This is a genomic window from Maritimibacter sp. 55A14, from assembly GCF_003122205.1.
GTDB lineage: Bacteria > Pseudomonadota > Alphaproteobacteria > Rhodobacterales > Rhodobacteraceae > QEYE01.
Map to the genome: position 1 here is coordinate 81,457 of NZ_QEYE01000010.1, position 18,351 is coordinate 99,807.

Consider the following 18,351-nt stretch of genomic DNA (forward strand, 5'->3'; position numbering starts at 1 on the left):
GCGGGAGGGAGGATGCGTCGATGAAAAGCTACGGCCAGTTCTGTCCCATCGCCAAGGCGGCGGAGCTCTTCTGCGAGCGCTGGACGGCGCTGGTGATCCGCAATGTCGGCGCCGGGGCGCACCGCTTCACGGATATCCATCGCGGCGTGCCGCTGATGTCGGCGACGCTGCTGTCCCAACGGCTGCGGCAGTTGGAGGCCGAAGGCATTCTTGAACGCCGGCGCGCCGCGACCGGGCGAAGCTGGACCTATCATCTGACCGAAGCCGGGGCCGAGTTCATGCCGCTGGTCGCTTCGCTGGGCGCCTGGGGGCGGCGCTGGACCCGTCGCGACCTGGCCGAAGGGGAGCTCGACCTGGGCCTCCTGATCTGGGGGCTGGAGCATTCCGTGAACGCCGCGGCCTTTGGGGCGGGCCGGGTGACGGTGCTGCTGCGCGTCACCGACCAGCCCGATCACAAGGCGCTGTTCTGGTTCGTCAACGAGGCCGGGCGGCTTGACCTCTGCGTCACCGATCCGGGTTACGAGGTCGATCTGTGGCTTTCCGGCGCGCTCGCCGATCTGATCCATGTCTACCGCGGCGACGTTCCGCTCTCACGGGCGTTGGAGGAGGACCGGCTGGAGGCGCTTGGCGCCGCGCGGTTGCGCCGCCGCCTTCGCGCCTGGCTCAACCCTGGCCCGCTCAACGCCGTGGCGCCCGCCGTGGGGGCGCCGCTGCCCGGCTGACGTTACGTCGCGCTTTGCAGTCGTTGCGGGCGGGATACTCTGAGGCCATGGAATTCGACTACGTCATTTGCGGCGCGGGCTCGGCGGGCTGCGTCCTGGCCGCACGTCTCAGCGAGGATCCGGCCTGCCGCGTTTGCCTGATCGAGCCGGGCGGTGGCGGGCGCGGCATCTTCGTGCGCGCCCCCGCGCTGGTCGCGGCCACGGTCTCGGGCCGCCCGCGCATCAACAACTGGGCGCTGCGGACCGTGCCGCAGCCGGGGCTGAACGGGCGGCGGGGCTACCAGCCGCGAGGGCGCGGGCTGGGCGGGTCCTCGGCGATCAATGCGATGCTCTACGTGCGCGGCCAGCCCGAGGATTACGACGGCTGGGCCGCGGATGCGCCGGGCTGGGGCTGGGACGAGGTGCTGCCCTATTTCAGGCGCAGCGAGGGCAACGCGCGCGGCGGCGACGTGCTCCACGGGCAGGACGGGCCGCTCAGCGTGGTGGACCAGAATGCGCCGCGCGCCATCAGCCACGCTTTCGTGGCCGCCTGCGAGAGCCTGCAAATCCCGCGCAACGGGGATTTCAACGGTCCGGTGCAGGCCGGCGCGGGGCTGCATCAGGTGACACAATACGGGCCGGGACCGCGACGCGGCGAACGCTGCTCGGCTGCGGCGGCGTATCTCTTCCCGGCGATGGGCCGGCCCAACCTGACGGTGCTGACCCGCACGCGCGCCGAGCGCATCGAGATGGCGGATGGCCGCGCCACGGGCGTGCGCGTCTCCGGCCGCGGCGGGCGCCGTGTCATCGCCGCGCGGCGCGAGGTGATCGTCGCCGCGGGCGCCTTCCATTCGCCGCAGCTTCTGATGCTGTCGGGGATCGGGCCGGGCGCTGAACTGGCGCGCAACGGCATCGTGGTGCATCGTGACCTGCGCGGCGTCGGGCGGAACCTGCAGGACCACCTGGATTACATCCTGTCCTGGACCTCGCCCCGGCGGGACGTGGTCGGGCTCAACCCGCGCGGCCTGCTGCGCCTGGCGCGCGCAGCGCTGGAATGGCGGCGCGTGGGCACCGGGCTCTTCGCCACGCCCTATGCCGAGGCCGGGGCCTTTATCCGCTCGGCTCCGGATGTCCCACGCCCCGACCTGCAACTGCATTTCGTGATCGGTATCGTCGAGGAGCATATGCGCCGGATCATCCTGGCCGACGGCTTCTCCTGCCATCTGTGCGTGCTGCGGCCCGAGAGCCGCGGCCATGTCGGGCTGGCCGGGCCGGATATCCGCACCCCGCCCCTGATCGACCCGGCCTTTCTGAGTGCGCCGGGCGATCTGGCGCTGATGATGCGCGGCGCGCGGCAGATGGAGCGGATCCTGGAGGCCCCGGCGCTGGCGCCCTGGCGGGGGCGGCGGCGACATGGGCATGATGGTTCGGACGCGGCGCTGGAGGCCGATATCCGCGCCCGCGCCGACACGATCTATCATCCGGTCGGCACCTGCGCGATGGGGCGCGGGCCGGATGCGGTGGTGGACCCGCGCCTGCGGGTGCACGGCGTGGCCGGGCTGCGGGTGGCCGATGCCTCGGTCATGCCGCGGATCGTCGGCGGCAACACCGATGCGCCCACAATCATGATCGCCGAGAAGGCCGCCGACCTGATCCGGCAGGACGCGCGGGGCTGAGCCGGTCTCAGCCTCCCGCGGCGAAGACCGCGCGCAGCCGCGGCCAGTAAAGCTCGACCAGAACACAACTCGTCACCAGGACGATCGCGACGATCTGCAAGGGTGTCGGGTAGGAGGCCAGCACCACCACCGCCAGACCCGCCGCGATCACAGGCTTGAGGAAGAAGAGATAGGAGGCCCGCGTGATGTCGGGCGCCGCCGAGAGCCCGCCGAACCACATGAGCTGCGTGATCGTGGTGTTCCAGAGCGCCAGCACGATCAGAGACCAGGCCGCAATGGCCGGTTTCTCGACGATGCTGGCAGGGTTGACCCAGTCGCCCCAGGCCGCGCCCACCAGGAGCCACAGCCCGATGCCGCCGATCATCATCGTGATCGCGATGATGCGCAGCCCGCCATGCCGGCCCATGACCGGTTTGATGAGCACCGCATAGAAGGAGCCAAGTGCGGCGCAGCCCGTGGCCAGCAGGACGCCGCGCACCGTGCCCGCATCGCCCGCCAGTGCCGAGAGCGCGCCGTCGGTCAAGAGCACCGCGATGCCCAGGACGGCCAGAATGCCGGTCACGATCTTCACGCTGCCGGGATGCACCCCGTTCACCACCCAGTTGGCCAACCCCACGAAGATCGGGATCGTCGTGGTCACGGTGGCGACCTGGATGACCGTGGCGTAGTCGAGCGCCCAGTGGAAGAAGAGATAGGTGACGGTCACGCCCATAACCGAAAGCCAGACGAGGCGCAGCCCCTCGGCCCGCAGGGGCGAGATCAGGTCGCGGCTCTCGCGGTGCAGCAGCGCCCAGACCACCAGCCCGAAACCGCCCAGCAGGTAGCGCCAGACCGATGTTTCGGGCCCGGCCACTCCGCTCAGCTTGGCGAAGAACTCGGAGCTTGCGTGGCCGGTCACGCCGATCAGCACCGCGGGATAGGCCCATCGCTCGGGTATGTTCATGCGGACAGCTCCCGTCCGAACCGCGCCAGCGCGTCGGCCAGTTTCGCGGGCACTTCCTGGGGCAGAAGGTGCCCCGCATCCTCCCAGTCGTCGCGGCGGGCGTCGGGCAGCCGGCGGTAGAGCCTGTCCACCGCGTCGGGATCCAGGAAGACCCGGTCCTGAAGCCCGGTGATGACCTGCACCGGTAGCGTCAGCTTCTCATAGGGCAGGTCCCAGTCCGTTGCACCGGCATTGCGCATCAAGTTCATGTGCCCGTGCTCCGGGTCGAGCGGTGCATAGTCGCCCTTGAGGAAAGTCGGCCGCACCTTTTCGGCCATCTCTGGATTGACCAGCATAGGGAAGATCGCGTCGAGGAAAAGCCCGACGCCGCCATGCCCGACCAGCAGCGGCATCGCGTCGTTGACCCAGGCGATGCGCGGGCCGATCTCGCGCAGGGTGTTGAGCAGGACGAGCCCCTGCGCCGGAGCGCCCGCCAGCACCGCGCGCGCGGCATAGAGCCCGCCGATCGAGAGCCCTGTGAGAATCGGCCGGGGTGGCGCGACCTCGGCAATCAGGCGGCACAGATCGTCGGCGATCACCGCCTCGGTCAGTTCCGTGCCGGCGCTGAACTGGCTCTCCGCCTGGCCGCGGAAATTGTAGCTCAGCGTGCCGAAACCCTGCGCGCGCAGCGCCGGGGCGACCTCGGCCTCCCAAGCGTCGGTGCTGCCGGTCAGTGCGTTGACGAAGATGAATGTGGGCCGGCCTTCCTCAGCCGGGGCCGTGTGGAGGTAATAGAGTGCGTTCTCGCTGTCGAATGAGAGAAGCATCGAACCGGACTCCTGCTTGAAAAGTGTCAGGGGATTAGCTCCGGTAAGGTATCTTGACCAAAATGCGACTGCAAGCGGCCGCTGCGCTAAGCCGCCGCCAGGCGTCGGATGACGCGGGCCAGCCGGGCCACCGCATCCCGCAGCGCGGCTTCGTCGAATGCGGCGTAACCCAGCACGAGGCCCTGGCGCGCGCCGGGCCCGGTGGCGTAGGCCGAGAGCGCCCGAAGTGTCAGCCCGGCCTCCTGCGCGGCCGCCGCGATCTCGCGGTCGTGGACCCGCCCGGCCAGCGCCGGTCCCAGTCCGGCCACCAGGTGCATTCCGGACGGGTCCGGCGGGGCGATCAGTAGGTCTGGAATCTCGGCCGTGATCGCCGCGCGCAGTGCGTCCTGGCGCTGGGCATAGACCCGGCGCATGCGGCGCAGATGGACGGCGAATTCGCCGCTTGCCATGAAGCGCGCCAGCGCCGGCTGCGGGGTCAGGGACGCCTGCGCGCCGCGCCGGTCCAGTGCTGCGCGCAGGGCAGGCAGCAGGCGCGGTGGGGCCACGAGATAGCCCAGCCGCAGCGCCGGCGAGAGCAGCTTCGAGAAACTCCCGACATAGAGCGTGCGGCCCCCGGTATCGAGGCTCATCAGGGCGGGCAGCGGTGCGCCGCGATAGCGGAACTCGCTGTCGTAGTCGTCCTCGACCACCCAGGCGTCGCGCCGCGCGGCCCAGTCGAGAAGCGCCAGGCGGCGGGGCAGCGGCAGCGTCATGCCGTAAGGGTAGTGCCGCGAAGGCGTGACCACCGCGGCGCGGGCATCGGGATGGTCGGCCTCGGCGGCGGCGATGTCGAACCCGTCGCAGTCCACCGGACAAGGGCGGCAGGCGAGTCCGGCCTCGGCCAGCGCGCGGCGCATCGGGGCGAAGCCGGGCTCCTCGACCAGAACCTCGGCGCCGGGCTCCCGCATGGACTGCGCGATCAGAGCGAAGGCTTCGGCGGCGCCCGAGGTGACGATCACCTGCCCGCCCGCGCAGGCGATCCCGCGCCAGGCGTCCAGATGCGCGGCGATGGCGTTGCGCAGCGGCGCCCAGCCCATCGGGTCCGGCACCGCCAGCAGTGCGGGTTCCGGGTTGCGCCATGACTGATCCAGGTGCCGCGCCCAGGCGGCATGGGGAAAGCCCGCGAGATCCGGCAGGCCGGGATGGAAGGGACGCAAAGGCGCGGGGGCGCCGGGCGCAGGCCCCTGCGCCGCGCGATGCTCGGGCGTGGCGATATGGGGCAGATCGCCTGCAACGAAAGTGCCTGCGCCGCGCCGCGTCTCCAGATAGCCCTCGGCCACGAGCTGGTCGAGCGCGGCCAGCGCCGTGATCCGCGACACGCCCAACTCCGCCGCCAGCCGCCGGCTGGCCGGCAGCCGCGCCCCCGATGCGGCGCGGCCGGACAGGATCAGGCGGCGCAGCGCCTGCGCAAGCTGCGCGTGGAGCGGCCGCCCGCCGCCGCGGTCGAGTGTGATGCCCAGCAGGGCGGCATCAAGATTGGTATTGTGCGATAACGCAGAATTGGTCATTTAGAGGATACCAATATCCGGTTAGACCTGCGCCTGCAATCAAGACCGGAGCCCAAGATGACCGCCGCTGCCCCAACCGACCGGACACGCCTGCGCCGCGCCCATGAGCGCGGCCATCACGACCGCGCCACGATCGACGCCATTCTAGATGCGACGCCGCAATGCGCCGTGGGCTACACGATCGACGGCGCGCCCTATGTGACACCGACGCTGCACTGGCGCGAGGGCGATCACGTCTATTGGCACGGCTCCTCCGCCAGCCGCGCGCTGCGCGCCTGCGACCGGGCCGAGGTTTGCCTGACCGTGTCGATCCTCGATGGATTCGTGCTGGCGCGCTCGGGCTTCCACCATTCGGTCAACTCGCGTTCGGTGATGCTCTTCGGCACCGCCTTCAAGGTGACCGATCCAGCCGAGAAGGAGGCGCGGCTGACCGCCTTCATCGACGGGCTCTTTCCGGGGCGGACCGGGATGTTGCGGCCCAATACCGAACAGGAGATCAAGTCGACCACAATCCTCGGTCTCGAGATCGCCGAGACCAGCGCCAAGGTACGCAGCGGCCCGCCCAAGGACGACGAGGAGGATTACGAGCTGCCGATCTGGGCCGGTGTCATCCCGGTGGCGATGCAGGCGGGCGACCCCATCCGCGACACGCGCAACCGCGACGGGGTGGAGTTGCCCGCGCATCTGCGCGGCTGGCGCTGGCCCGGCTGATCAGTCGCGCGGCGGGATGTTCTTGCCGCGCTGCACTGCCGGGCGGTCATAGAACCGCGCGACATAGTCCACGGTGCGCGGATGATCGGCCCAGCCGGTGATCTCCCGCGCGCCGTAGAAGTCGAGCGCGTTGAGCCAGGGCGCCAGCGCGATATCGGCGATGGAATAGTCGCCCGCGATCCAGTCGCGCCCCTCCAGCGCGCCCTCCACCACGGCCAGCAGGCGCCTGGCCTCGTTCACGTAACGCTCGCGCGGGCGGGGATCCTCGATCTCGCTCCCGGCGAACTTGTGGAAGAAGCCGAGCTGCCCGAAGAGCGGCCCGACGCCGCCCATCTGGAACATCAGCCATTGCGTGACGAGATGGCGGTCGCGCGCGTCCCGGCCGATGAGCTTGCCGGTCTTGTCCGCGAGGTAGAGCAGGATCGCGCCACTCTCGAAAAGGCCCAGCGGCCGCCCGCCCGGCCCGTCAGGGTCGATGATCGCCGGGATCTTGTTGTTGGGGTTGAGCGACAGGAACTCGGGGCTTTTCACATCGGCATCCGCCAGCGTGACCTTGTGAGCCTCGTAGGGAACGCCCATCTCCTCCAGCGCGATGGAGACCTTCACGCCGTTGGGCGTCGGGAAGGAATAGAGCTGGATGCGATCAGGATGCCGGGCGGGCCAGCGCCGGGTGATCGGAAACTCGGAAAGGCTCGTCGGGATATCGGACATATCGTTAATCGGGTGCTCCTTCTTTTCGGAAGCTACCTAATCGTAATTTTGCGTGAACAAATGCCGCGGGCCGGTGTAATTTCGCACAGCGCCTGTGCGCCGGTGGAAGAAGAAAACAAGGAACGGGTAACGATGCTTCAGGAATTCAAGGACTTCATCGCCAAGGGCAATGTCATGGACATGGCCGTTGGCATCATCATCGGCGCGGCTTTCACCGCAATCGTGAGCTCGCTCGTCGGTGACCTGATCAATCCGATCATCGGGCTTTTCATGGGCGGGCTGGATTTCTCCAACCTCTTCGTGGTGCTCGACGGTGGCGAATATGCGACGCTGGCCGAGGCGCAGGACGCCGGTGCGGGCGTCTTCGCTTATGGCGCCTTCATCATGGCGGTCATCAATTTCCTGATCATCGCCTTCGTGGTCTTCATGCTGGTCAAGACGGTCAACCGCGTGAAGGACACGGCCGAAGCGGAAGAGGAAGCCCCGGCCGAGGCAGCCCCTGCCGGGTCGACGGAGATCGAATTGCTGACCGAGATCCGCGACGCGCTGGCCAACCGCGGCTGACCGGCGCCCGCACAACGTGAAACGAGCCCGCCGTTTCCGGCGGGCTCGTATCGTTACCGTGGCCCATGCGGGGCTCAGACCTTCAGCGCATCCGCGGCCGGGATCGTCTCGATCCGCAGCGCCTCGCCCACCGCTTCATAGGTAAGCTGCCCGGCATGGGTGTTGAGGCCCGCCAGCAAGTGCACGTCGTCGGCGCAGGCCTTCCGCCAGCCCTTGTCGGCCAGCGCCAGCATGAAGGGCATGGTGGCGTTGCCAAGCGCGATGGTCGAAGTGCGCGCCACGGCGCCGGGCATGTTGGCGACGCAGTAATGCATGATGCCGTCCACCTCGTAGACCGGATCATGGTGCGTCGTCGCCCTGGAGGTCTCGAAGCAGCCGCCTTGGTCGATGGCCACGTCCACCAGCGCCGCGCCTGGCTTCATGATACCCAGGTCGGCGCGGCTGATGAGCTTGGGCGCGGCGGCGCCGGGGATCAGCACGGCGCCCACGACCATGTCCGCCTGCGGAAGCAACTCAGCCAGCAGCCCTGCCGAGGAATAGCCGTTGCGGAAAGTGCCGCCGAACACGTCGTCGAGATAGCGCAGCCGCGGCAGCGACCGGTCGAGCACGGTGACATCCGCGCCCATGCCAGCGGCGATCTTCGCGGCATGGGTGCCCACGACGCCGCCGCCGATCACGATGACCTTGGCCGGACCCACGCCGGGAACGCCGCCCATCAGCACGCCGCGACCGCCATTGGCCTTCTGCAATGTCCAGGCGCCGACCTGCGGCGCCAGACGGCCGGCAACCTCCGACATCGGGGCCAGAAGCGGCAGGCCGCCGGAGCGGTCGGTCACGGTCTCGTAAGCGATGGCGGTGACGCCCGACTCCAGCAGGTCGCGGGTCTGCGGCTCGTCCGGGGCGAGGTGCAGATAGGTGAAGAGCACCTGGCCCTCGCGCAGGCGCTTGCGCTCCACCGCCTGCGGCTCCTTGACCTTCACGACCATGTCGGCGGTCTCGAAGACTTCCTCGGCGGTATCCAGGATGCTCGCGCCGACCGCGCGATAGGCGTCGTCGTCGAAGCCCGCGCCGAGCCCGGCATTCGTCTCGATAACCACTTCATGACCGTGGTTGACGGCCTCCAGCGCCGCATTGGGGGTGACCCCGACGCGGAACTCCTGGGGTTTGATTTCCTTGGGGCAGCCGATACGCATGATGTCCTCCCTTGCGTGCGATTGCGCGGAAAATGCCACGGTGCACGGGCAATTCCCTTGCAAATATCCCCTGTCAAGGGTTGAATATTTCGCAGGATCGTCGAGGAAAGCTGCATTTCGCGCAAGGATCGTCTTCATCATGGAACTGGACAGTGTGGATCGCCGCATCCTGCGGGTGTTGCAGCGGCAGGGGCGAATCTCCAACGCTGAACTTGCCGACAGCATCAACCTGTCGGCTTCGGCCTGCCACAGGCGGGTGCAGCGGCTGGAACAGGCCGGGGTGATCCGGGGCTATGTCGCGCTGCTCGACGGGGCAAGGGTGGACTGCCGGTCCACGGTCTTCGTTGAAATCACGCTCCAGCGCCAGGCCGACGAGGTGATGGACGCATTCGAGCGCGAGGTCGCCCGCATCCCCGATATCCTGGAATGCCACCTGATGGCCGGGACGGCGGATTACCTGCTCAAGGTGGTGGCTGCGGATACCGACGATTTCGCGCGCATCCACCGCAAGCACCTGTCGCGCCTGCCGGGCGTGGCGCAGATGCATTCGTCCTTCACGCTGCGCACCGTCTGCCGGACCACGGCGCTGCCGGTCTGAACGCGGCCGCCTCAGCCTGTCAGGAATTGCACCAGGTAGAGCGCGCCCATGCCGCTGAAGACCGCGGCGATCACGTTCTTCGTCCAGAGCCCGATCACCAGCGCGGCGCCGGCTGCAGCCAGCCGCGCCGGGTCCGTCTCGCCGCCCGTCGCGCGCGGCCAGAGCACCAGCGGCGCGATCAGTCCCGGCATCACCGCGACCGGCGTGTAGCGGAGGTGGCGCAGCGCCCATTCGGGCATCTTGCGGTTCCCGATCAGCCCGATGAACGAGAAACGCAGCAGCCAGGTGCCGATCCCCATCAGCACGATGATCGTCCAGATCGTGGTGGTGGAAAGGGTCATGCCAACCCCCTCCGGCGGGCGGTCAAAAGCTCGACGCGCGCGCCGACCATCATCGCCAGCACCGCGGCGATCATCAGCCACAGGTTATAGGGCAGGAAGGCCAGCGCCAGCGACACCCCCACCGACACGGCCGCGGCCGAGACATGGGCCAGCGTGCGCATCATCGGCGCGGTGATCGCGAGGAAGGTGATCGGCACCGCGAAATCCAGCGCAAACTCCGGCGGGATGCGCGCACCCAGCACCGCACCCGCCCAGGTCGCGACATACCAGGGAAAGCACACGGGCGAGATGGCGCCGAAATAATACGCCATGCGCTCGCGCAGGGACATCTCCGGCCGGCGCTCGTATTCCACGATGGAGACGGCATAGGACTGGTCGACCATGAAATAGGCCGCGATTGCCCGCTGCCAGAGCGGCGCGCCGCCGATATAGGGCGCCAGCGAGGCGGAATACATCGCCATACGCATGTTGACCGCCAGCGCGGTGGCCAGAACGATGATCGTCGGCGCGTTCTCCTGCATCAGCGCGATGGCTGCGAACTGCGCCGCGCCGGCGATGACCAGCACGGTCATGCCCATCACCTCGGCCAGGTTCAGCCCGGCCTCGGTTCCGACCACACCGAAGAGCAGCCCGAAGGGCACCACGACGAGCACGAAGGGCGCGCCGTCCCGGAAGCCGCGCCAATAGGCGGATTGGGTGCTGGACATGGATGGGCCTCTGTTTCAGTCTCCGTCAACGCATAACGACTGGTCGGCCGGTGAAAAAGGCACAAATCCTGATACATGACAGAAGAATTCCTGATAGGTCCCGATCCTGACAACCCGCGCCTGACGCAGGCCGTCGAGGGCACCGACCACACCGGCGCCCGCCAGACCATCCGCGTGGTGATGGAGCGGCCGCTGACGATCTTCCTCAACCGTCAGGAGATCGTCACGGCGATGACCATCGGCGACTACCCCGAATACCTGGCGCTGGGGTTCCTGCGCAATCAGGGGATGCTCTCCGACGCGGAGGCGGTCACCGGGGTGGAGTATGACGAGGAGCTTGAAACCGTCATCGTGCGCACCGAAGGGGAGACGGATTTCGAGGAAAAGCTCAAGAAGAAGACCCGCACTTCGGGTTGCGCGGTGGGCACCGTCTTCGGCGACATGATGGAGGGGCTCGAAGGCGTAATCCTGCCCGACGCCGAATTGCGGACGAGCTGGCTCTACGCGCTGGCGCGCAAGATCAACACCGCGCCCAGCCTCTACCTGGAAGCGGGCGCGATCCACGGCACGGTTCTGTGCCACGGCGACCGGCCGCTCGTCTACATGGAGGATGTCGGCCGCCACAACGCGGTGGACAAGATCGCCGGCTGGATGCTGTCGGAGCGCGTGCCGGCCGCCGACAAGATCCTCTACACCACCGGGCGGCTGACGTCGGAGATGGTGATCAAGACGGCGATGATGGGCATTCCGGTGCTGACCTCGCGTTCGGGCTTCACCGCCTGGGGGGTGGAGATCGCACGCGAAGTCGGCCTCACGCTGATCGGGCGCATGCGCGGCAAGCGCTTCATCTGCCTCGCGGGCGAGGAACGGCTGCTGCGCGACGCCGATCCGGACGCGGTCGGCGATGAGGACCGCAAGCACCGGCGCAAGGGGGCCGGGGAATGACCGCGCCTCTGGGGGTGATCCTGGCGGGCGGGCAGGCCACGCGCATGGGCGGCGGCGACAAGGCGCTGCTTCGCCTCGACGGCCGGACGATCCTTGATCATGTGATCGACCGGCTCGCGCCGCAGGTGGACGCGATCGCGCTCAACGCCAATGGCGACCCGGCGCGTTTCGGCGCCTACGGCCTGCCGGTCCTGCCCGATCCTGTCGAGGGTTTCGCGGGACCGCTGGCGGGGGTGCTCGCCGGGCTCGACTGGGCGGCGGAACGGGGGGCCGGGACCATCGTAACCGTCGCTGCGGACACGCCATTTTTCCCGCGCGATCTGGTGGCGCGGCTCATGCAGGCGGCCGGGGACATGGCGCATCCGCTGGTGCTGGCCGCCACGCGGCAGGCGCAGGGTGAGCGGACGAAATCCATGAGCCGGTCGGGGTTGATCCGGCATCCGACCTTCGGACTCTGGCCCGTGGCGCTGCGCCACGACCTGCGCGCCGCGTTGGGCGAGGGCCTGCGCAAGGTGGTGGTCTGGACCGAGAAGCACGGCGGGCGGGAGACGGTCTTCGACGCGCCCGGCGATCCCTTCTTCAACGTCAACACGCCCGAGGATCTGGACCGGGCGCGGTCCATGCCGGAGGCCACCGGATGAGGATCTACGGCATCGTGGGCTGGAAGAACTCCGGCAAGACCGGGCTGATGGAACGCCTGGTGGCCGAGATCACCGGGCGCGGCTTCAGCGTCTCGACGCTCAAGCACGCGCATCACAGCTTCGACGTGGACCAGCCCGGCAAGGACAGCCACCGCCACCGCGTCGCGGGCGCGACCGAGGTTCTGCTGTCGTCGGGGAACCGCTGGGCGCTGATGCATGAGCTGCGCGGCACGCCCGAGCCGCCGCTGGCCGATCTGCTGGCGCGGCTCTCGCCTGTCGATCTGGTGCTGATCGAGGGCTACAAGCGCGACGGCCACCCCAAGATCGAGGCGCACCGGGCCGCGACGCGCCAGCCGCTGATCGCAACGGACGACCTCACGGTGCGGGCGCTGGCCAGCGACGAGCCGCTGCCGGCCGCCCGGGTGCCGGTCTTCGATCTCGACGACACGCGCGGGCTGGCGGATTTCGTGTTGGCCGAGGTGGGGCTGTGACCGGCTTTGACAGCGTCCTGGTTGTCGATTGGTCTGCGGCCAGCAGGCGCGCTCCGAAAAGGCCGTCGAAAGATGCCATATGGCTTGGCTTTGTCAGGGGCGGCGTGGCGCAGGAGCCGATCTATTGCCGCACCAGGATCGAGGCAGAGGCGCGCATCCACGCCCTTATCGCGGAAGAACGCGAGGCCGGGCGGCGCTTGCTGGCCACGTTCGATTTTCCCTTTGGCTACCCGCGCGGTTTCGCCCGGTGCATTACCGGATCGGACGATCCCTTGCTGCTGTGGGAATGGCTTGCCGCGCGGATGGAAGATTCCGAAAGTGGCGCGAATAATCGCTTCGACGTGGCCGAGGAGATCAATGCGGCCTTCGATGGCCCCGGCCCGCTCTGGGGCAAGACGCATAGGGATCGCTGGCCAGGCATTCCGTATGACAAGAAGGGCATCGTTTTTGCCGAAGTGTCGGAAAAGCGGAAATGCGACTGCGCCGCGCGCACGTCGAGCAGTTGCTTTCAGCTCTGCTACAACCCGACCGTGGGCAGCCAGATACTCATGGGCCTGCCGATGCTGTCGCGCCTGCGGCGGATGGAGGGGGTTGCCGTCTGGCCCTTTGAAGCTTGGCAAAACGCGTCCGTGGTGCTGGCCGAAATCTGGCCGGGAATCATCGAACGGGCGGTGAAGGCTAGAATGGAGAGGGGTGATGCCGGGATGATCCGCGACCGCGAGCAGGTCCGCCTGCTGGCGCTCGCTCTCTCGCGCTTGCCCGCAGAGGCACTGGCGCGCATGATGACGGGCCTGCCCCCCGAAGCGGCAGAAGAAGCCTGGGTGCTTGGCGCGGAGCACGCCGAGACGCTTTCGGCCCTGGCAACGGACCAAGACCCCCTTACGCCGCCGCCGCTCAGGAACGACTGTTTCGCGCTGCCGGCGGGGGTGGAATGGACCCCGGTCGAGACGGCGCTGGCGCGGCTGCGCGCGGGACTCTCGCCCGTGGTCGGGCAAGAGACGCTGCCGGTCGATGCGGCGCTGGGCCGGGTGCTGGCCGCGGCCCCGGTGGCGCGCCGCTCCAACCCGCCCGCCGCCAATTCCGCGGTGGACGGCTACGGCTTCGCGGGCGGCGCGCCGGAAGGTGCGCAGGACCTGCCGCTCGTTTCGGGCCGCGCGGCCGCGGGCGTGCCCTTCGACGGGGCGGTACCGCCCGGCCACGCCATCCGCATTCTGACCGGCGCGGCGCTGCCCGAGGGCGTCGATACGGTGGTGCTGGAGGAGGACGTGCGCAGCGATGGCACGCGGGTCGCCTTTCGCGGCCCGGTCCGGCGCGGTGCCAACACGCGGGCGGCGGGCGAGGACGTGGTGGCCGGAACCGACTTGCTGCCGGCCGGGCGGCGCCTTAAGCCGCAGGATATCGCGCTTCTGGCCGCGACCGGCGTGGCGGAGGTCGCCCTGCGCGCCCGGCTGCGCGTCGGGGTGCTGTCGACCGGGGACGAGTTGCGCCCGCTGGGCGCGGCGGCGGGTCCGGGCCAGATCTACGACGCGAACCGGCCGATGCTGCTGGGCATTCTCGACCGCTGGGGCCATGCGCCCGTGGACCTGGGACATGTCGGCGACGACCGCGCCGCGCTGCGCGACCGTCTCGAGACCGCCGCAGGGCGGGTCGATGCGATCCTGACCTCGGGCGGTGCCTCGGCGGGCGACGAGGACCATGTCTCGGCCCTGCTCGGCGAGGCGGGTGCGCTCGGAACCTGGCGCATCGCGGTGAAGCCCGGTCGCCCGCTGGCGCTGGGGCTCTGGCAGGGCGTGCCGGTTTTCGGGCTGCCGGGAAACCCGGTCGCGGCCTTCGTCTGCACGCTGGTTTTCGCCCGCCCCGCGCTGTCGCTCCTGGCCGGGGAGGGCTGGCGCGCGCCCGAAGGCTTCAACCTGCCCGCGGGTTTCGCGAAGTCCAAGAAACCGGGCCGCCGGGAATATCTGCGCGCCCGTATGCGCGACGGCCGGGCCGAGGTCTTCAAGTCCGAAGGCTCCGGCCGGATCAGCGGGCTGAGCTGGGCCGAGGGGCTGGTGGAACTGGAGGACGGCGCGCGCGAGATTGCCGAGGGCGACCCGGTGCGTTTCCTGCCGTTCGGGAGTTTCGGGCTCTGACCCGGCGCCGGCTCAGTCGAACATGCCGGTCACGCGGCCCAGCAGCATGAAGGCGCGCGCTGTGCGCGTGTTGGCAAGCTCGGCGACATCCTGATCTCTGGCGTTCGGCTCAAAGGCGGCGAAAGTCTTGTCGAACTGGCGCAGGAAATGATGCACCGCATCGCGGAAGACCGGATCCTTCTTCATCCGTCCGGCCGAGAGCGCCAGCGAGGACCGGTCGCGCACCCCGCCGAGCGCCGCGATTTCCCCGCCGCGCGCGCCGGTCGCGAACTTGCGCCAGACCTCGGGGCGCGAGCGGTCAGGAACAAGATCGTCCATGTAGATGCCGTCCTGCGAGAGCAGCGTCAGCACGTCCTGCGCGGCGCGCACCAGCCGGGCCACGTCGTGATCCTCCAGCGCGCGGCGCAGGGCGCGGAAGCCTTCCCGGTCGTTCTCGTTTTCCGGGAAGTTCAGCGCGCGCACGAATTCGCTGACGGTGATCGGCGTGCGGTAGGGATCGGGGGTACCGCCCAGCGCCAGGCTGGGCTGCGTGTCCTGCGTCTCGGCCTCCGGCGCGGGGCCAAGCGCGGGTTTCTCCGCCGGGGGTTGCGCCGGTGCGCCGATCTCACGCCGGGAATTGAAGCTCGCCAGGGCGCTCTCGGCCTTCTTCTGCGCCGCCGCGATCTCGTCGAGCTTGCGCTCAACCGAAGGCTTGATTGCCATGCCGGCGTTCTGCCGGTCCGTGACATAGGCCTGGCGCATCGAGTCGAGCGCCGACTGGAGCCGCGCGGATTCCTCGCGCATAATGCGCGAAGTCTTGGCCACCGAACAGGCAACCCAGATCAGCGCGACCGGCAGGAAGATCGCGACGAAGGTCATCGCGGTGCCGGCCGGGTCCGCCCCGCCTTCGGTATCCGGGTCGAGCAGCAAGAAGAAAAGCCCCACCGCGATCGCCCAGAGCACCGTCAGTATCGCCCCGACGATATCGGTGGGCGACATGGACTGGACGGTCCTGCGGCCATAAACGCCCAGATCGAGTGCGGGATCCTTCGCCCCCGCACCCTTCGGCGCAGGCCTGGGCGGCGCCTCTTTCCGTTCTGCGTCGGCCATGCATGTGCCCCCCGGCTGGCCCGATCCCCTAGACGTATCGCACCGACAGCACTTCGTAGCTGCGCGTGCCGCCCGGCGTGTTGACCTCGACGCTGTCGCCCTCTTCCTTGCCGATCAGGGCGCGCGCCAGAGGCGACTTGATGTTGAGCAGGCCGTTCTCGATATCGGCTTCGGCCTCGCCGACGATCTGATAGGTCTTTTCCGCGTCGGTATCCTCATCCACCAGCTTGACGGTCGCGCCGAACTTGATCGAGCCCGAGAGCCGCGAGATGTCCACGACCTCGGCCAGACCGAGCATTCCCTCGATCTCCTTGATGCGGCCTTCGATGAAGCTCTGCTTTTCGCGCGCGGCATGATACTCGGCGTTTTCCGACAGGTCGCCATGCTCGCGCGCCTCCGCGATCGCGGCGATCACGGCGGGGCGTTCCACGGATTTGAGCGTCTTGAGCTCACCGTTCAGGGCGGCATGCCCTTTCGGGGTCATCAGTATCTTTTCCATGCGCTCTCTTCGTAATTCGCGTGGCGGTCTCTGGGCTCCAAGCCTGCAACAATACAGAACGGGCAATCAGTTGCAAATCATCTGAGCGGCGGGCCGATTGCAAGCGCATATTGCCGCCGGGGCGCCGCACATGCCGTTTCGGGGCAAAATGATGTCGCGTCGCAATTGACCCCCGGCGGCGCGGTAAGATAGGTCTGTCTAACGCTGGATTTCCCGCCGGCAAAGGCGCTTTGCCCGGCCCCGAGAAGAGGTAGACCCGATGTCCGAGATCGAACGCGAGGCCATGGAATGCGACGTGGTGATCGTTGGCGCAGGCCCCGCCGGGCTGAGCGCCGCGATCCGTCTCAAGCAGCTCGACGCCGACCTGAACGTGATCGTGCTGGAAAAGGGCGCCGAGGTGGGCGCGCATATCCTGTCGGGCGCGGTTCTGGACCCGTCCGGGCTGACCGCGCTGATCCCCGACTGGAAGGAGAAGGGCGCGCCGCTGAACGTACCGGTCAAGGAAGATAATTTCTATATCCTGGGCGAAGCGGTCAAGATGCGCATCCCCAACTGGCCGATGCCGCCGCTGATGAACAATCATGGCAACTACATCGTCTCGATGGGCAATGTCTGCCGCTGGATGGCCGAACAGGCCGAAGGCATGGGCGTGGAGATATTTCCCGGCATGGCCTGCTCGGAAATCGTCTATGGCGAGAATGGCGAGGTGAAGGGCGTCGTCGCGGGTGAGTTCGGCCGCCAGAAGGACGGCACGCCGGGTCCCAATTACGAACCCGGCATGGAGCTGCACGGCAAATACGTCTTCCTTTCGGAAGGCGTGCGCGGCTCTCTCTCCAAGGAAGTCATCGCCAAGTTCGACCTGGCCCGCGATGCCGATGTGCCGAAATTCGGCCTCGGTATGAAGGAGATCTGGGAGGTCAGGCCGGAGAACCACAACGAGGGCGAGGTCACGCACACGATGGGCTGGCCGCTGGGCTGGAAGACCGGGGGCGGGTCTTTCATGTACCATCTCGACAACAACCAGGTCTATGTCGGCTACATCGTCGATCTGAACTACAGGAACCCGCATCTCTACCCTTACATGGAGTTCCAGCGCTGGAAGCATCACCCGACGATCGCGAAGGTGCTCGAAGGCGGGAAGCGCGTGGCCTATGGCGCGCGGGCCGTCACCAAGGGCGGGTTCCAGTCGATGCCCAGGGCCTGCTTCCCCGGCGGCGCGCTGTTGGGCTGTTCGGTGGGGCTGGTGAACCTGCCGCGCATCAAGGGCAACCACAATGCCATGTTCTCGGGCAAGGCCGCGGCCGAGGCCGCCTATGCCGCGATCCAGGCCGGGCGGTCGGGCGACGAGTTGACCGATTACGACGCCGAACTTCGGTCGGGTCCGGTGGGCCGCGATCTCAAGCGGGTGCGCAACGTGGCGCCGCTCAACGGGCGGTTCGGCCCGCTGGGCGGGCTGACGCTGGGCGGCTTCGACATGTGGTTCCAGACCGTCTTCAAGGTCAGCCCCTTCGGTACGCTCAAGCACGGCAAGAACGACGCGCAGGCCACCGGCAAGGCCGCCGATTATCCCAAGATCGACTACCCCCGGCCGGACGGCAAGCTCAGCTTCGACCGGCTGACCAATGTCAGCTTCTCGGGCACCAACCATGAAGAGGACGAGCCCTGCCACCTGCAACTGCTCGACCCGTCCATTCCCATCGACGTGAACCTTCCGGAATACGACGAGCCCGCGCAACGCTACTGCCCGGCGGCCGTCTATGAGGTGGTGCGGGACGAGGACGGCTCCAACCCGCGCTTCCAGATCAACGCGCAGAACTGCGTGCACTGCAAGACCTGCGACATCAAGGATCCAAGCGAGAACATCCGCTGGGTCACGCCGCAGGGCGGGGAAGGGCCGACCTACCCGAATATGTGACAAGGGATATGTGACAAGGGCGGCCACACGTAGGTTTTCCGCGACACGTCTCGTCCGGGCGCCGCCCTTTGCTCCAACTGCCCGACAAGGGCCCGGAGCGCTCATCCGGCCTCGCAGCAGCGACGACCGTATAGCAGGCCATCG

General features: G+C 68.3%; 19 protein-coding genes. 10 read left to right on the forward strand and 9 right to left on the reverse strand.

What is annotated here, in order from left to right:
• Positions 1-20: 20 nt before the first annotated feature.
• Both DDZ14_RS10300 and DDZ14_RS10305 read left to right on the forward strand, forming a co-directional pair.
• Positions 21-722, forward strand: a complete 702-nt coding sequence (locus tag DDZ14_RS10300; RefSeq protein WP_109424882.1) for a helix-turn-helix domain-containing protein — start codon at positions 21-23, stop codon at positions 720-722.
• 47 nt (positions 723-769) lie between these two features.
• On the forward strand, positions 770-2,377 hold the full coding sequence (locus DDZ14_RS10305; RefSeq protein WP_109424883.1) for a GMC family oxidoreductase: 1,608 nt from the start codon (positions 770-772) through the stop codon (positions 2,375-2,377).
• A gap of 7 nt (positions 2,378-2,384) precedes the next feature.
• Here DDZ14_RS10305 and DDZ14_RS10310 read toward each other — a convergent pair whose 3' ends face one another.
• The 3 genes from DDZ14_RS10310 to DDZ14_RS10320 form a co-directional block, all read right to left on the reverse strand.
• A complete protein-coding gene (locus DDZ14_RS10310; protein ID WP_109424884.1) occupies positions 2,385-3,320 on the reverse strand; it encodes a DMT family transporter in 936 nt (311 codons plus the stop codon).
• Positions 3,317-4,126 (reverse strand): alpha/beta fold hydrolase, encoded by an 810-nt coding sequence (locus DDZ14_RS10315; protein ID WP_109424885.1) that lies wholly within the window; start codon positions 4,124-4,126, stop codon positions 3,317-3,319. Before DDZ14_RS10315 ends, DDZ14_RS10310 begins: the two co-directional genes overlap by 4 nt.
• An 86-nt stretch (positions 4,127-4,212) precedes the next feature.
• Positions 4,213-5,673 carry a PLP-dependent aminotransferase family protein gene (locus tag DDZ14_RS10320; RefSeq protein WP_109424886.1) on the reverse strand — a complete coding sequence of 487 codons (1,461 nt, stop codon included), beginning with the start codon at positions 5,671-5,673 and terminating at the stop codon, positions 4,213-4,215.
• A 57-nt stretch (positions 5,674-5,730) separates the two neighbouring features.
• Between DDZ14_RS10320 and DDZ14_RS10325 the strand changes: the two genes are divergently transcribed.
• Positions 5,731-6,384, forward strand: a complete 654-nt coding sequence (locus DDZ14_RS10325) for a pyridoxamine 5'-phosphate oxidase family protein (protein ID WP_109424887.1) — start codon at positions 5,731-5,733, stop codon at positions 6,382-6,384.
• Here DDZ14_RS10325 and DDZ14_RS10330 read toward each other — a convergent pair whose 3' ends face one another.
• On the reverse strand, positions 6,385-7,095 hold the full coding sequence (locus tag DDZ14_RS10330) for a glutathione S-transferase family protein (RefSeq protein WP_109424888.1): 711 nt from the start codon (positions 7,093-7,095) through the stop codon (positions 6,385-6,387).
• A 132-nt stretch (positions 7,096-7,227) separates the two neighbouring features.
• On the opposite strand from DDZ14_RS10330, the gene mscL reads away from it, so the two are divergent.
• Positions 7,228-7,659 (forward strand): large conductance mechanosensitive channel protein MscL, encoded by a 432-nt coding sequence (mscL, locus tag DDZ14_RS10335; protein WP_109424964.1) that lies wholly within the window; start codon positions 7,228-7,230, stop codon positions 7,657-7,659.
• A 74-nt stretch (positions 7,660-7,733) separates the two neighbouring features.
• Here the strand turns inward: mscL and ald are convergent, their stop codons facing one another.
• Positions 7,734-8,852, reverse strand: a complete 1,119-nt coding sequence (ald, locus tag DDZ14_RS10340; RefSeq protein WP_109424889.1) for an alanine dehydrogenase — start codon at positions 8,850-8,852, stop codon at positions 7,734-7,736.
• Between the two features lie 139 nt (positions 8,853-8,991).
• Here ald and DDZ14_RS10345 point away from each other — a divergent pair, with 139 nt between their 5' ends.
• A complete protein-coding gene (locus tag DDZ14_RS10345) occupies positions 8,992-9,450 on the forward strand; it encodes an Lrp/AsnC family transcriptional regulator (protein ID WP_109424890.1) in 459 nt (152 codons plus the stop codon).
• Between the two features lie 11 nt (positions 9,451-9,461).
• Here the strand turns inward: DDZ14_RS10345 and DDZ14_RS10350 are convergent, their stop codons facing one another.
• On the reverse strand, positions 9,462-9,791 hold the full coding sequence (locus DDZ14_RS10350; protein WP_109424891.1) for an AzlD domain-containing protein: 330 nt from the start codon (positions 9,789-9,791) through the stop codon (positions 9,462-9,464).
• The gene (locus DDZ14_RS10355; RefSeq protein WP_109424892.1) at positions 9,788-10,498 is read right to left on the reverse strand and encodes an AzlC family ABC transporter permease; all 711 of its coding nucleotides are present in this window, start codon (positions 10,496-10,498) and stop codon (positions 9,788-9,790) included. The genes DDZ14_RS10350 and DDZ14_RS10355 overlap by 4 nt, the downstream gene beginning before the upstream one ends.
• Before the next feature lie 75 nt (positions 10,499-10,573).
• Between DDZ14_RS10355 and DDZ14_RS10360 the strand changes: the two genes are divergently transcribed.
• From DDZ14_RS10360 to DDZ14_RS10375, 4 genes are read left to right on the forward strand one after another with little or no spacing between them, the layout of a single operon-like run.
• On the forward strand, positions 10,574-11,443 hold the full coding sequence (locus DDZ14_RS10360) for a formate dehydrogenase accessory sulfurtransferase FdhD (protein WP_109424893.1): 870 nt from the start codon (positions 10,574-10,576) through the stop codon (positions 11,441-11,443).
• Positions 11,440-12,084 (forward strand): molybdenum cofactor guanylyltransferase MobA, encoded by a 645-nt coding sequence (gene mobA / locus DDZ14_RS10365; protein WP_109424894.1) that lies wholly within the window; start codon positions 11,440-11,442, stop codon positions 12,082-12,084. Before DDZ14_RS10360 ends, mobA begins: the two co-directional genes overlap by 4 nt.
• Positions 12,081-12,575 carry a molybdopterin-guanine dinucleotide biosynthesis protein B gene (mobB, locus tag DDZ14_RS10370; RefSeq protein WP_109424895.1) on the forward strand — a complete coding sequence of 165 codons (495 nt, stop codon included), beginning with the start codon at positions 12,081-12,083 and terminating at the stop codon, positions 12,573-12,575. The genes mobA and mobB overlap by 4 nt, the downstream gene beginning before the upstream one ends.
• The gene (locus DDZ14_RS10375) at positions 12,572-14,704 is read left to right on the forward strand and encodes a molybdopterin-binding protein (RefSeq protein WP_109424896.1); all 2,133 of its coding nucleotides are present in this window, start codon (positions 12,572-12,574) and stop codon (positions 14,702-14,704) included. Before mobB ends, DDZ14_RS10375 begins: the two co-directional genes overlap by 4 nt.
• Positions 14,705-14,716: 12 nt before the next feature.
• On the opposite strand, the gene DDZ14_RS10380 is transcribed toward DDZ14_RS10375, so the two are convergent.
• Positions 14,717-15,793 carry a hypothetical protein gene (locus DDZ14_RS10380; RefSeq protein ID WP_199221330.1) on the reverse strand — a complete coding sequence of 359 codons (1,077 nt, stop codon included), beginning with the start codon at positions 15,791-15,793 and terminating at the stop codon, positions 14,717-14,719.
• A gap of 28 nt (positions 15,794-15,821) precedes the next feature.
• The gene (gene greA / locus DDZ14_RS10385; RefSeq protein WP_109424897.1) at positions 15,822-16,292 is read right to left on the reverse strand and encodes a transcription elongation factor GreA; all 471 of its coding nucleotides are present in this window, start codon (positions 16,290-16,292) and stop codon (positions 15,822-15,824) included.
• Positions 16,293-16,551: 259 nt separating this feature from the next.
• Between greA and DDZ14_RS10390 the strand changes: the two genes are divergently transcribed.
• Entirely contained in the window at positions 16,552-18,207 is a 1,656-nt protein-coding gene (locus tag DDZ14_RS10390) for an electron transfer flavoprotein-ubiquinone oxidoreductase (RefSeq protein WP_109424898.1), read from the forward strand.
• The last annotated feature ends 144 nt before the right edge of the window (positions 18,208-18,351 follow it).

What these genes read in the sequence shown, in the direction of transcription:
- mobB (WP_109424895.1), top strand. Translation starts at nt 12,081, where the DNA reads ATGAGGATCTACGGCATCGTGGGCTGGAAGAACTCCGGCAAGACCGGG.
- mscL (WP_109424964.1), top strand. Translation starts at nt 7,228, where the DNA reads ATGCTTCAGGAATTCAAGGACTTCATCGCCAAGGGCAATGTCATGGAC.
- DDZ14_RS10355 (WP_109424892.1), bottom strand. Translation starts at nt 10,498, where the DNA reads ATGTCCAGCACCCAATCCGCCTATTGGCGCGGCTTCCGGGACGGCGCG.
- DDZ14_RS10325 (WP_109424887.1), top strand. Translation starts at nt 5,731, where the DNA reads ATGACCGCCGCTGCCCCAACCGACCGGACACGCCTGCGCCGCGCCCAT.
- DDZ14_RS10310 (WP_109424884.1), bottom strand. Translation starts at nt 3,320, where the DNA reads ATGAACATACCCGAGCGATGGGCCTATCCCGCGGTGCTGATCGGCGTG.
- DDZ14_RS10305 (WP_109424883.1), top strand. Translation starts at nt 770, where the DNA reads ATGGAATTCGACTACGTCATTTGCGGCGCGGGCTCGGCGGGCTGCGTC.
- DDZ14_RS10320 (WP_109424886.1), bottom strand. Translation starts at nt 5,673, where the DNA reads ATGACCAATTCTGCGTTATCGCACAATACCAATCTTGATGCCGCCCTG.
- DDZ14_RS10300 (WP_109424882.1), top strand. Translation starts at nt 21, where the DNA reads ATGAAAAGCTACGGCCAGTTCTGTCCCATCGCCAAGGCGGCGGAGCTC.
- ald (WP_109424889.1), bottom strand. Translation starts at nt 8,852, where the DNA reads ATGCGTATCGGCTGCCCCAAGGAAATCAAACCCCAGGAGTTCCGCGTC.
- greA (WP_109424897.1), bottom strand. Translation starts at nt 16,292, where the DNA reads ATGGAAAAGATACTGATGACCCCGAAAGGGCATGCCGCCCTGAACGGT.
- DDZ14_RS10350 (WP_109424891.1), bottom strand. Translation starts at nt 9,791, where the DNA reads ATGACCCTTTCCACCACCACGATCTGGACGATCATCGTGCTGATGGGG.
- DDZ14_RS10390 (WP_109424898.1), top strand. Translation starts at nt 16,552, where the DNA reads ATGTCCGAGATCGAACGCGAGGCCATGGAATGCGACGTGGTGATCGTT.
- mobA (WP_109424894.1), top strand. Translation starts at nt 11,440, where the DNA reads ATGACCGCGCCTCTGGGGGTGATCCTGGCGGGCGGGCAGGCCACGCGC.
- DDZ14_RS10360 (WP_109424893.1), top strand. Translation starts at nt 10,574, where the DNA reads ATGACAGAAGAATTCCTGATAGGTCCCGATCCTGACAACCCGCGCCTG.
- DDZ14_RS10330 (WP_109424888.1), bottom strand. Translation starts at nt 7,095, where the DNA reads ATGTCCGATATCCCGACGAGCCTTTCCGAGTTTCCGATCACCCGGCGC.
- DDZ14_RS10380 (WP_199221330.1), bottom strand. Translation starts at nt 15,793, where the DNA reads ATGGCCGACGCAGAACGGAAAGAGGCGCCGCCCAGGCCTGCGCCGAAG.
- DDZ14_RS10315 (WP_109424885.1), bottom strand. Translation starts at nt 4,126, where the DNA reads ATGCTTCTCTCATTCGACAGCGAGAACGCACTCTATTACCTCCACACG.
- DDZ14_RS10345 (WP_109424890.1), top strand. Translation starts at nt 8,992, where the DNA reads ATGGAACTGGACAGTGTGGATCGCCGCATCCTGCGGGTGTTGCAGCGG.